12 protein-coding genes are annotated in these 11,679 nt (G+C 73.0%); 11 read left to right on the top strand and 1 reads right to left on the bottom strand.

The genetic code is table 11. The features are described 5' to 3' along the window. The 4 genes from ABZV94_RS14195 to ABZV94_RS14180 all read left to right on the top strand — a co-directional run. A partial coding sequence (locus ABZV94_RS14195) for a S41 family peptidase (protein WP_356340534.1) occupies positions 1–773 on the top strand: 773 nt, incomplete at its 5' end. Between the two features lie 42 nt (positions 774–815). After that, positions 816–1,169 (top strand): histidine triad nucleotide-binding protein, encoded by a 354-nt coding sequence (locus tag ABZV94_RS14190; protein ID WP_356340533.1) that lies wholly within the window; start codon positions 816–818, stop codon positions 1,167–1,169. A gap of 3 nt (positions 1,170–1,172) precedes the next feature. Beyond that, positions 1,173–2,078: a ribonuclease Z gene (locus ABZV94_RS14185; protein ID WP_356340532.1), complete on the top strand. Its 906-nt coding sequence runs from the start codon at positions 1,173–1,175 to the stop codon at positions 2,076–2,078. Positions 2,079–2,098: 20 nt separating this feature from the next. Continuing rightward, a complete protein-coding gene (locus ABZV94_RS14180) occupies positions 2,099–3,103 on the top strand; it encodes an adenosine deaminase (RefSeq protein ID WP_356340531.1) in 1,005 nt (334 codons plus the stop codon). Here the strand turns inward: ABZV94_RS14180 and ABZV94_RS14175 are convergent. Next, on the bottom strand, positions 3,076–4,338 hold the full coding sequence (locus tag ABZV94_RS14175; protein WP_356340529.1) for an MFS transporter: 1,263 nt from the start codon (positions 4,336–4,338) through the stop codon (positions 3,076–3,078). The genes ABZV94_RS14180 and ABZV94_RS14175 overlap by 28 nt on opposite strands. A 224-nt stretch (positions 4,339–4,562) precedes the next feature. On the opposite strand from ABZV94_RS14175, the gene ABZV94_RS14170 reads away from it, so the two are divergent. From ABZV94_RS14170 to ABZV94_RS14140, 7 genes are all read left to right on the top strand, one after another. Then, complete coding sequence (locus ABZV94_RS14170; RefSeq protein WP_356340528.1) at positions 4,563–5,510, top strand: 5-dehydro-4-deoxyglucarate dehydratase; 948 nt, start codon at positions 4,563–4,565, stop codon at positions 5,508–5,510. Then, complete coding sequence (locus ABZV94_RS14165; RefSeq protein ID WP_356340527.1) at positions 5,507–6,796, top strand: glucarate dehydratase family protein; 1,290 nt, start codon at positions 5,507–5,509, stop codon at positions 6,794–6,796. The genes ABZV94_RS14170 and ABZV94_RS14165 overlap by 4 nt, the downstream gene beginning before the upstream one ends. Before the next feature lie 74 nt (positions 6,797–6,870). Then, positions 6,871–8,028, top strand: coding sequence for a PfkB family carbohydrate kinase (locus ABZV94_RS14160; RefSeq protein ID WP_356340525.1), 1,158 nt, complete (start codon positions 6,871–6,873; stop codon positions 8,026–8,028). 355 nt (positions 8,029–8,383) lie between these two features. After that, a complete protein-coding gene (locus tag ABZV94_RS14155; RefSeq protein WP_030657027.1) occupies positions 8,384–9,463 on the top strand; it encodes a PhoH family protein in 1,080 nt (359 codons plus the stop codon). A gap of 12 nt (positions 9,464–9,475) precedes the next feature. Then, a complete protein-coding gene (gene ybeY, locus ABZV94_RS14150) occupies positions 9,476–9,973 on the top strand; it encodes an rRNA maturation RNase YbeY (protein ID WP_030657030.1) in 498 nt (165 codons plus the stop codon). Positions 9,974–9,983: 10 nt separating this feature from the next. Continuing rightward, on the top strand, positions 9,984–11,282 hold the full coding sequence (locus ABZV94_RS14145; protein WP_356340524.1) for a hemolysin family protein: 1,299 nt from the start codon (positions 9,984–9,986) through the stop codon (positions 11,280–11,282). Beyond that, positions 11,279–11,638 (top strand): MmcQ/YjbR family DNA-binding protein, encoded by a 360-nt coding sequence (locus ABZV94_RS14140; RefSeq protein WP_356340522.1) that lies wholly within the window; start codon positions 11,279–11,281, stop codon positions 11,636–11,638. Before ABZV94_RS14145 ends, ABZV94_RS14140 begins: the two co-directional genes overlap by 4 nt. Positions 11,639–11,679 lie beyond the last annotated feature (41 nt).

The following is an 11,679-nucleotide window of genomic DNA, read 5'->3' as shown; positions in this document are numbered from 1 at the left end:
CCGGTGGGCCATGGGCGACAGCGAGGAGCGGCGAACACGGCCAGCCGGTGGAGCTGACCGTCTCCCCGGCCGGCGGCGGCGAGCCCCGGCACACGGTCGTCATCCCCATCGCCGACGAGGAGCCCCTGCGCTACCACGCCTGGGTCGCCGGCCGCCGCGCCCACGTCCACGCGGCCTCCGCCGGCCGCCTCGGCTACCTCCACGTCCCGGACATGCAGGCCCCCGGCTGGGCCCAGATCCACCGCGACCTGCGGGTCGAGGTCGCCCGTGAAGGCCTGGTGGTCGACGTCCGCGAGAACCGGGGCGGCCACACCTCCCAGCTCGTGGTCGAGAAACTGGCCCGCCGGATCATCGGCTGGGACCTCCCGCGCGGCATGCGCCCCACCAGCTATCCCCTGGACGCCCCGCGCGGCCCGGTCGTCGCCGTCGCCAACGAGTTCTCCGGCTCCGACGGCGACATCGTCAACGCGGCGATCAAGGCCCTGGGCATCGGCCCGGTCGTCGGCACCCGCACCTGGGGCGGCGTCATCGGCATCGACAGCCGCTACCACCTGATCGACGGCACTCTGGTCACCCAGCCGAAGTACGCGATGTGGCTGGAGGGCGTGGGCTGGGACGTGGAGAACCACGGCGTGGACCCGGACGTGGAGGTCGTGCAGAGACCCCAGGACTGGGCGGAGGGCCGCGACGCCCAGCTGGACGAGGCCGTCAGGCTCGCGCTGGAGGCACTGGGGGAGCGGCCCGCGAAAACCCCGCCGGGCATGCCCGCCTGACCGACTACGATGCCCAGGGTATTGATCACAGGAGGCACACCCATGGCCGGAGAGCCGCAGAACGACTGCCTGTTCTGCAAGATCGTCGCGGGCGAGATCCCGGCGACGATCGTCCGCGAGACCGAGACGACCGTGGCCTTCCGCGACATAAACCCCCAGGCCCCGACCCACGTCCTGGTGATCCCGAAGGCCCACTACGAGAACGCGGCCGAGCTCGCCGCGGGCGCCCCGCAGATCGCGGCCGACGTCCTCGCCGAGACCAAGGCCGTCGCCGACGAGGAGAAGCTCGACAGCTACCGCCTCGTCTTCAACACGGGCAGCGGCGCCGGCCAGACCGTCTGGCACGCCCACGCCCACGTCCTCGGCGGCCGCGGCCTCCAGTGGCCCCCCGGATAGGCGATGTCCGTACGCGAGTTGGTGGTCCTCGGCACCGCCAGCCAGGTCCCGACCCGGCACCGCAACCACAACGGCTACCTGCTGCGGTGGGACGGTGAGGGCATCCTGTTCGACCCCGGCGAGGGCACGCAGCGGCAGATGCTGCGCGCCGGGGTCGCCGCCCACGACCTGAACCGGATCTGCGTCACGCACTTCCACGGGGACCACTGCCTCGGTCTCGCCGGGGTCATCCAGCGGATCAACCTCGACCAGGTGCCGCACGAGGTCACCGCGCACTACCCGCGCTCCGGCCGGCGCTTCTTCGACCGCCTGCGCTACGCCACCGCCTACCGCGAGACGGTCGGCGTCACCGAGGCGCCGGTCGCCGCCGACGGCATTCTCGCGGTGACCCGGTCGTACACGCTGGAGGCCCGCAGGCTCTCGCACCCGATCGAGTCCTACGGCTACCGCCTGATCGAGCCCGACGGCCGCCGCATGCTGCCCGACCGGCTCACCGCGCACGGCATCGAGGGCCCGGACGTGGGCCGCCTCCAGCGCGAGGGCCGGCTCGGCGACGTGACCCTGGAGGACGTCAGCGAGGTGCGGCGCGGGCAGCGGTTCGCGTTCGTCATGGACACCCGGCTGTGCGACGGCGTGCACGCGCTCGCGGAGGGCTGCGACCTGCTCGTCATCGAGTCCACCTTCCTCGACGAGGACGTGGAACTCGCCATCGAGCACGGGCACCTGACGGCCGGCCAGGCCGCGGCCGTCGCCCGGGACGCCGGCGTGCGGCATCTCGTCCTGACCCACTTCAGCCAGCGGTACACCGACCCGGAGGAGTTCGAGCGGCAGGCGCGGGCGGCGGGCTTCACGGGAGAGCTGACCGTCGCGTACGACCTGCTGAGGGTGCCGGTTCCGAAACGGCGGTAAAGCACCCGTACGATGCTTTGATGCCCCTCCCGAAAGCTGAACTGCACCTCCATATCGAAGGCACCCTGGAGCCGGAGCTGGCCTTCGAGCTGGCCGCCCGCAACGGGGTGACCCTCCCGTACGCGGACACCGACGCCCTCCGCGAGGCCTACCGCTTCGAGGACCTCCAGTCCTTCCTGGACCTCTACTACGAACTGATGGCCGTCCTGCGCACCGAGCAGGACTTCGCCGATCTGGCCCACGCCTACCTCGCCCGGGCCGCCGCGCAGGGCGTCCGGCACGCGGAGATCTTCTTCGACCCGCAGGCCCACCTGGCCCGGGGCGTGGCCATGGGCACGGTCGTGGAGGGGCTGTGGCGGGCGCTCGGCAGCAGCGAGGCCGACCACGGCGTCTCCACCAAGCTGATCATGTGCTTCCTGCGGGACGAGTCCGCCGAGTCGGCACTGGCCACCCTCGAGGCCGCGAAGCCGTACCTGGACCGGATCACCGGGGTGGGCCTGGACTCGGCCGAGGTCGGGCACCCGCCGGTGAAGTTCCGGGAGGTCTACGAGGCCGCCGCCGCGCTCGGACTGCGCCGGGTCGCGCACGCCGGTGAGGAGGGACCGCCGGAGTACATCACCGAGGCGCTGGACGTGCTCGGCGTGGAGCGCGTCGACCACGGCCTGCGCTGCGTGGAGGACCCGGCGCTGGTCGAGCGGCTGGTCCGGGAGCGGATCCCGCTCACGCTGTGCCCGCTGTCCAACGTCCGGCTCCGGACCGTCGACACCCTGGCCGACCACCCCCTCCCCGCCATGCTCGACGCCGGCCTGCTGTGCACGGTCAACTCCGACGACCCCGCCTACTTCGGCGGGTACGCGGGCGACAACTACGCGGCCGTGCACCAGGCCCTGGGGCTGTCCCGGGACCGGCTGCGCGACCTGGCCCGCAACTCCTTCCTCGCCTCCTTCCTGGACGACGACGAGGAGCGCAGGGCCCGGTACATCGCCGAGGTGGACGCCTACGAGTTCGGGGACGCGGTGTCGTAAGCGCGCCGCGCGGGCACGGCGGGCGTCTCCACCCGGACTTCCACGACCGGGAGTTCCGCGACCGGGGTCTCCGCGACCGGGGCTCCGGCCGGGACCTCCACGACGGGCAGGGGGCGCCTGCCCGTCCGCAGGGCCACCGCCGTCATCGGTACGGCGACCAGCAGCAGCCCGGCGCCGAGCACCCGCCCCATCGCCGGGAAGCCCGCCCCGGCCGCCAGCACACTGCCGGCGAGCGGACCCGCCGCCGTGCCCAGCGAGGACGCCGAGCCCACCAGGACCGTCCAGCGGCCCCGCGGGTCCAGGGACGCGGCCAGCGCGATGACGTAGGACAGCACGACCGGGTAGAGCAGGTTCCAGGCGATCTCGCCCCCCGCGAACGCGCCCAGGTCGGTGGCCGCGGCGCTGAGCGCGATGCAGCCCGCGATGAGGGCCGTACCGGCGCCGATGGGCAGGGCCCGGCCCAGCCGCGGGCCGAGCGCGCCCGCGCCGACGACCCCCAGGAGCCCGGCGCCGAGCGCCACCGCGAAGACCGCGCCGACGGTGACCTCGCCGAGATGCGCCTGGTCGAGGCCGATCCGGCCGCTGACCCCCCACAGGGCGTTCTGGGCGAGGGACCAGCAGGGCATCGCGGCGGCCAGCAGCAGGCCCGCGCGGAGGTGGGGGAGGCGGCCGTACCCGACGGCCGTGCGGGCCGGGGCCGTGGGGCCGGACAGGCGGCCGGTGAGCGGCCAGACGGCGAGCGCGGTCAGCGCGATGGCGGCGAGCGGCAGGCCGTGGCCGGGGCCGAGGTGCGGGATCGTCAGGTAGAGGGCGCCCGCGAGGGCGGAGACGCCGAGCAGGCCGAGGGTGGTGACCCGGTGCGGGTCACGCTGGCCGGCGATGCCGCTCGCGGCCACCGCCGTGACCGTGCCGGACCCGAAGCCGCCGACCACCGCGCCCGCGACGACGGCCGGTACGGCGCCGGTGAGGGCGGCACCGCCGTAGCCGAGGGCGGCGAGCGCGAGACCGGCGCGGGCGAGGACGCGGGGGCCGGTCCGGCCGACCCGGGAGGCCAGCAGGAATCCGGCGGTCGCCGAACTCAGCAGCAGGGCACTGCCGATGGCCCCGGCCTGGGTCGCGGTGAGCGGGAGTCCGCTGTCGAGTCTGCCGACGGTGGTGGGCAGCAGGTAAGGGGCGAGGTACCCGGCCGCGAAGAGGGCGACGAGGGGCCAGGGCGGGGTGCGCAGGGCGGACACGGGCGTTCCCAGGGCAGGCGTAAGTGCGGCTCGTAAGAAGGGGGATGGGCTGCGACCGTCGACGGACAGGAACGCGCGAGCAAGTTGTATCAAGCACGCGGTTCCGGAAGAAGCCCGGAGGGTGTGATCCGGGCCACGGTCGTGTTTGGGGATGGTGCAAGGGGGTAGGAGCGATTAGCCTTTGTTCTCATATGTGGACGGCATTCACAAGAGGAGATGGTCAGATGGGCGGCGACCCGGATCCGCAGGACGTGGCGCGACGACTGCGCGCGGGGATGACCCGCGGCGTGCTGTCCTTTCCGCTCACCGCCTTCCACGACGACGGCACCCTCGATCCCGACGGATTCCGCGCCCACGTCGCCGGCCGGCTCGCCGCCGGCCCCGGCGCCCTCTTCCCGGCCTGCGGCACCGGCGAGTTCTTCTCGCTGGACGAGGACGAGTACCGGACCGTCGTCACCCTCGCCGTCGAGCAGGCCGCGGGCCGGGTGCCCGTGGTGGCCGGCACCGGTTACGGCTGGGCGCAGGCCGCGCGGTTCGCCCGGATCGCCGAGGAGTCCGGCGCCGACGCCCTGCTGGTGCTGCCGCACTACCTGACCGAGGCCCCGCAGGACGGGCTCGCCGCCCAGCTGGAACACCTCGCCGCCCGCACCCGGCTGCCCCTGATCGCCTATCAGCGCGGCCAGGTCGCCTACACCGCCGACTCGTTGCGGCGCATCGCCCGCGTCCCGAACGTCATCGGGCTCAAGGACGGCCACAGCGACCTGGACCGGCTCCAGCGCCTCACCCTCGCCGCCCCCGACGGCTTCCTCTTCTTCAACGGCGCCGCCACCGCCGAGGTCCAGGCCCGCGCCTACGCCGCCGTCGGCGTCCCCGCCTACTCCTCCGCCGTGCACGCCTTCGCCCCCGAGATCGCCGGGGCCTTCTTCGCCGCACTCCGGGACGGCGACCACGGCACCGTCGACAAGCTGCTGCGCGACTTCTACGTCCCGTTCGTCGAACTCCGCGACCGGGCACCCGGATACGCCGTGTCCCTGGTGAAGGCGGCGGCCCGGCTGCGCGGGCAGCCCGTCGGGCCCGTGCGCGCCCCGCTCGCCGACCCCTCGCCCGCCGACCTCGCCGACCTCAAGGCCCTCCTCGCCGCCGGACTCGACCTCGTAGGAGCCTCCCTGTGACCCGTGACCTGACCATCGCCGAGGTGCGGCTGACGCCGATCCTGGTCGCCGACCCGCCGCTGCTCAACACCCAGGGCGTGCACCAGCCGTACACCCCCCGCCTGATCGTGGAGATCGTCACCGCCGACGGGACCACCGGGCTCGGCGAGACCTACGGCGACACCAAGTACCTGGAGCTGGCCCGGCCGCTGGCCGAGCGGCTCACCGGACGCTCGGTCATGCACGTGAACGGCCTGTTCGGGATCGACCTCGCCGTGGACGCCTCCCGGGTCGAGGGCCAGACGGACGCCGGCGGCCTGCGCGGGGTGCAGACCGCCGACAAACTCCGGCTGTCCGTGCTGTCCGCCTTCGAGGTCGCCTGCCTCGACGCCCAGGGCAAGGCGCTCGGACTGCCCGTGCACGCGCTGCTCGGCGGCAAGGTCCGGGACGCGGTCGAGTACAGCGCCTACCTCTTCTACAAGTGGGACCGGCACCCGGCGGGCGTCGCCGCCGAGCCGGACGAGTGGGGCGCCGCGCTCGACCCGGCCGGCGTGGTGGCACAGGCCCGCCGGCTCCAGGAGCGGTACGGCTTCGGCTCGTTCAAGCTCAAGGGCGGGGTCTTCCCGCCCGACGAGGAGATCGCCGCCGTCCGCGCCCTCGCCGAGGCCTTCCCCGGACACCCGCTGCGGCTCGACCCCAACGGCGCCTGGTCGGTGGAGACCTCGCTGAAGGTCGCGAAGGAACTCGGCGACGTCCTGGAGTACCTGGAGGACCCGACGCTGGGCACGCCCGGCATGGCCCAGGTCGCCGCCGGCACGGACGTCCCCCTCGCCACCAACATGTGCGTGACCACCTTCGGCGAGATCAAGGAGGCGTTCACCAAGGACGCCGTGCAGGTCGTCCTCTCCGACCACCACTACTGGGGCGGGCTGCGCAACACCCAGCACCTCGCCGCGATCTGCGCCGCCTTCGGAGTCGGGGTGTCCATGCACTCCAACACCCACCTCGGCATCAGCCTCGCCGCGATGACCCAGGTGGCGGCCACGGTCCCGAACCTCCACCACGCCTGCGACTCCCACTACCCCTGGCAGTCCGAGGACGTCCTCACCGAACGGCTCGCGTTCCACGGCGGCCGGGTCGCGGTGTCCGACGCGCCGGGCCTCGGCGTCGAGCTGGACCGGGACGAACTCGCCCGGCTGCACCGGCGGTGGGCCGAGGACGACGGCTCGCTGCGGGACCGCGACGACGCGGCGGCCATGCGCACCGCCGAACCGGACTGGCGGACACCGGCGATGCCCCGCTGGTGACCGGCGCCGCACGGCGACCCGGTGCGTGACCTGGTGCACACTGGCCAGAACCGCACCACGCCAGGGAGCGCACCGTGACGCTGTCGCACACCCTCACCGGAGAGGAACCGGAACACCTCACCCAGGCAGCGCGCTGCCAGACCCAGGTCGATCCGCTCGCCGCGCTGCGCGCCCCCGGTGACCCGCCCTGGGACGTCTACCTCACCGGCACGGTCTTCCTCGACATCATCTTCACCGGCCTGGACTCGGCGCCGGTGCGCGGCACCGAGTCCTGGGCCCGGGGCATGGGCTCCAGCCCCGGCGGGGTCGCCAACATGGCCGCCGCCCTGGCCCGGCTCGGCCTGCGGACCGCCCTCGCGGCGGCCTTCGGCGACGACCACTACGGCGAGTACTGCTGGGACGCGCTGGAGCAGGGCGAGGGCATCGACCTGTCCGCCTCGCAGACCGTGCCCGGCTGGCACTCGCCGGTGACCGTCTCCATGGCCTACGAGGGCGAGCGGACCATGGTCTCCCACGGGCACGAGCCGCCCGCGGAGGCCGTGCTCCTCCAGGAGGGCGCCACCGCCCGGCCGCCCCGCGCGCGGGCCGCCGTCGCCTCCCTCACGCCCGGCCGCAGCGCGCCCTGGATCGCGCACGCCGCGCGCGCGGGCACCCGCATCTTCGCCGACGTCGGCTGGGACGAGACCGGCGCGTGGGACCTGTCCGGGCTGGCCGACCTGGAGCACTGCGAGGCCTTCCTGCCCAACGCGGAGGAGGCCAAGCGGTACACCGGCACCGACTGCCCGCGGCTCGCCGCGCACGCCCTGACCGAGTACGTGCCGGTCGCCGTGGTCACGCTGGGCTCGGACGGTGCCTACGCGGTGGACCGGCGGACCGGGGAGACGGCGGAGGTGCCGGCGATCGAGGTGGAGGCGCTGGATCCGACCGGGGCGGGGGACGTGTTCGTCGCCGGGTTCGTGACCGGGTCCCTGGCGGGATGGCCGCTGGCCGACCGGCTGGCCTTCGCCGGGCTCACGGCCGCGCTGTCGGTGCAGGAGTTCGGGGGGTCCCTGTCGGCGCCGGGGTGGTCGGAGATCGGGGCGTGGTGGCGGCGCGTGCAGTCCCTGCCGGGGCAGTCGCCCGCGGCGCTTCGGCGGTACGAGTTCCTGGAGGGCCTGGTGCCGGAGGAACTGGACCGGCCGTGGCCGCTGCGGCGGGCGGTGCCGACCATCGGCTTCCGCCGCTCCGGCTGACGCGGGGGGCTCCGCCGGGCCCGCGGTTTCCCACCCGCCACCCGACTCGGCCGGCGAGGAGGCGGCCCGGGGGCGGTGGCTCGGTCGGCTGGGAGGCGTGCGGGGGTGCCGCTCGGCCGGGGGGGGCGGCCCAGGCTTACGGGGGGTGACGTGGGCGGCTGGGAGACGGTTGGCGGGGTGCCGCTCGGTCGGCTGGGTAGCGGGCGAGGGTGTGGTTCTGGTGGGAAGCGAGGGAAACGGTCGTATGAAAAGCCCTACGGCGTTGTCAGCCCCCCGTCGTACTCTGGACAGTGCGAGGCCGCCGTCAGCTGCGCGGCCGTGACGAGGAGGAAGCGCAGGCCTTCAGAGCCGGCCCATGACACAGACACCCACAGCTCACACCCCCGCGCAGGAGCAGGCGAGAGCGCAGTTCACCGTCCCCGCCCAGCACCCCATGGTGACCGTGCTGGGTTCCGGCGACTCCCTCCTGCGTGTGATCGAGAGGGCCTTCCCGGCGGCCGACATCCACGTCCGGGGCAATGAGATCAGCGCGGTCGGCGACCCGGTCGACGTCGCCCTCATCTCGCGCGTGTTCGAAGAGATGATGCTGGTGCTCCGCACCGGGCAGCCGATGACGGAGGACGCAGTGGAACGCTCGATCGCCATGCTGAAGGCGAGCGAGGCAGGGACGAGCGACGGCCTGGAGACCCCGGCCGAGGTGCTGACGCAGAACATCCTGTCCTCGCGCGGCCGGACGATCCGCCCCAAGACCCTCAACCAGAAGCGGTACGTCGACGCGATCGACAAGCACACGATCGTCTTCGGCATCGGCCCCGCCGGTACCGGCAAGACCTACCTGGCCATGGCCAAGGCCGTGCAGGCCCTGCAGTCCAAGCAGGTCAACCGGATCATCCTGACCCGTCCGGCGGTGGAGGCGGGCGAGCGGCTCGGCTTCCTGCCCGGCACGCTCTACGAGAAGATCGACCCGTACCTGCGCCCGCTGTACGACGCGCTGCACGACATGATCGACCCGGACTCGATCCCGCGGCTGATGGCCGCCGGGACGATCGAGGTCGCGCCGCTCGCCTACATGCGCGGTCGCACGCTCAACGACGCCTTCATCATCCTGGACGAGGCCCAGAACACGAGCCCCGAGCAGATGAAGATGTTCCTCACCCGCCTCGGCTTCGACTCGAAGATCGTGATCACGGGTGACGTGACCCAGGTCGACCTGCCGAACGGGCAGAAGTCGGGCCTCAGGCAGGTGCAGGAGATCCTGGAGGGCGTGGAGGACGTCCACTTCTCCCGGCTGTCGTCCCACGATGTCGTACGGCACAAGCTGGTGGGCCGTATCGTCGACGCGTACGAGAAGTACGACAGCAAGTACGGCACCGAGAACGGCGCGCCCAAGGGCGTCCGTGGCAAGTCCGGCGCCAAGGGCACCAAGGGGAAGTAGACCAGCACGACCATGTCGATCGACGTCAACAACGAGTCCGGCACCGAGGTAGACGAGCAGGCGATCCTCGACATCGCCCGCTACGCGCTCGCGCGGATGCGCATCCACCCCCTCTCCGAGCTCTCGGTGATCGTCGTGGACGCCGACGCCATGGAGCAGCTGCACATCCAGTGGATGGACCTGCCCGGCCCCACCGATGTCATGTCCTTCCCGATGGACGAGCTGCGCCCGCCGTCCAAGGACGACGACGAGCCGCCGCAGGGGCTGCTCGGCGACATCGTGCTGTGCCCGGAGGTGGCCGCGAAGCAGGGGGCGGAGGCTCCGACGCAGCACTCCATGGACGAGGAGCTCCAGCTGCTCACCGTCCACGGGGTGCTGCACCTGCTCGGGTACGACCACGAGGAGCCCGACGAGAAGGCCGAGATGTTCGGGCTCCAGGCCGCCATCGTGGACGGGTGGCGGGCCGAGCGCGGTCTGACCGGGCCGTCCCCGGCGCCGACCGTCTCGTAAGCGGGGCCGTATGTCTCCGCAGATCGTGGTCGGCGCGATCGCGCTGGTCGTCGTCGCCTGGCTCGCCGCCTGCGCGGAGGCGGGCCTCGCGCGCGTCTCCAGCTTCCGCGCCGAGGAGGCCGTGAAGTCGGGCCGGCGGGGCAGCGCCCGGCTCGCCCAGATCGCCGCCGACCCCACCCGCTACCTGAACGTGGCCCTGCTGGTCCGCGTGGCCTGCGAGATGGCCGCGGCGGCGCTGGTGACCTACGCCTGCCTGCAGGAGTTCGCCACCTGGCAGGCCCTGCTGATCGCCATCGGCGTCATGGTGCTCGTGTCGTACGTCGCCGTCGGCGTCTCCCCGCGCACCATCGGCCGCCAGCACCCGCTCAACACCGCGACCGCCGCGGCGTACGTGCTGCTGCCGCTGGCCCGGATCATGGGCCCGATCCCGTCCCTGCTGATCCTCATCGGCAACGCGCTCACGCCCGGCAAGGGCTTCCGGCGCGGGCCCTTCGCCTCCGAGGCGGAGCTGCGCGCGCTCGTCGACCTCGCCGAGAAGGAGTCGCTCATCGAGGACGACGAGCGCCGGATGGTGCACTCGGTCTTCGAGCTGGGCGACACGCTGGTGCGGGAGGTGATGGTCCCGCGGACCGACCTGGTCACCATCGAGCGCTTCAAGACCATCCGGCAGGCCCTCACCCTCGCCCTGCGCTCCGGGTTCTCGCGCATCCCGGTCACCGGCGAGAGCGAGGACGACATCGTCGGGATCGTGTACCTGAAGGACCTGGTCCGCAAGACGCACATCAGCCGGGACGCGGAGGGCGACCTGGTGTCCACGGCGATGCGCCCGGCCGTGTTCGTGCCCGACACCAAGAACGCCGGCGACCTGCTGCGCGAGATGCAGAAGGAGCGCAACCACGTCGCCGTCGTCATCGACGAGTACGGCGGCACCGCCGGGATCGTCACCATCGAGGACATCCTGGAGGAGATCGTCGGTGAGATCACCGACGAGTACGACCGGGAACTCCCGCCCGTGGAGGACCTCGGCGACGACCGCTTCCGGGTCACCGCCCGCCTGGACATCACCGACCTCGGCGAGCTGTACGGGCTGGAGGAGTACGACGACGAGGACGTGGAGACCGTCGGCGGGCTGCTCGCCAAGGCCCTCGGCCGGGTGCCCATCGCCGGGGCCTCCGCCGAGGTGGAGCTGCCCGACGGGCGCAGCCTGCGGCTCACGGCGGAGGCCGCGGCCGGCCGCCGGAACAAGATCGTGACGGTGCTGGTGGAGCCGGTGCCCGTGCCCGTCGTCGAGGAGGAGAAGGCCGAGTGACGCCCCGGGAGCTGCGCGCCTTCTGCCTGTCCTTCAACGCGGCCGTGGAGGACTTCCCGTTCAGCCCCGAGATCTCGGTCTTCAAGGTGCTGGGCAAGATGTTCGCCCTGAGCCACCTGGACGCGCGGCCCCTGACGGTCAACCTCAAGTGCGACCCGGAGGACGCCATCCGGCTGCGGGCCGAGCACGAGGGGCTGATCGTCCCGGGCTGGCACATGAACAAGCGGCACTGGAACACCGTGACGGTCGACGGGGGGCTGCCGGACCGGCTGGTGCGGGAGCTGGTCGAGGACTCCTACGACCTGGTGGTGGCCGGTCTGCCCCGGGCCGAGCGGCTGCGGCTCGACCGCTCGTGAGCGCACCCGTGCCGGGCGGGCCTGCCGGGGCTTCGTATGCT

The organism is Streptomyces sp. NPDC004658, assembly GCF_040609555.1.
Lineage (GTDB): Bacteria > Actinomycetota > Actinomycetes > Streptomycetales > Streptomycetaceae > Streptomyces.
Note: the sequence above shows the minus strand (reverse complement) of the source record. Positions and strands in the feature narration are given on the sequence as shown.

Bases quoted from the DNA above. Each gene is read 5' to 3' on its own strand.
- ABZV94_RS14190 (WP_356340533.1), top strand. From the start codon at position 816: ATGGCCGGAGAGCCGCAGAACGACTGCCTGTTCTGCAAGATCGTCGCG.
- ABZV94_RS14185 (WP_356340532.1), top strand. From the start codon at position 1,173: ATGTCCGTACGCGAGTTGGTGGTCCTCGGCACCGCCAGCCAGGTCCCG.
- ABZV94_RS14180 (WP_356340531.1), top strand. From the start codon at position 2,099: ATGCCCCTCCCGAAAGCTGAACTGCACCTCCATATCGAAGGCACCCTG.
- ABZV94_RS14170 (WP_356340528.1), top strand. From the start codon at position 4,563: ATGGGCGGCGACCCGGATCCGCAGGACGTGGCGCGACGACTGCGCGCG.
- ABZV94_RS14155 (WP_030657027.1), top strand. From the start codon at position 8,384: ATGACACAGACACCCACAGCTCACACCCCCGCGCAGGAGCAGGCGAGA.
- ybeY (WP_030657030.1), top strand. From the start codon at position 9,476: ATGTCGATCGACGTCAACAACGAGTCCGGCACCGAGGTAGACGAGCAG.
- ABZV94_RS14145 (WP_356340524.1), top strand. From the start codon at position 9,984: ATGTCTCCGCAGATCGTGGTCGGCGCGATCGCGCTGGTCGTCGTCGCC.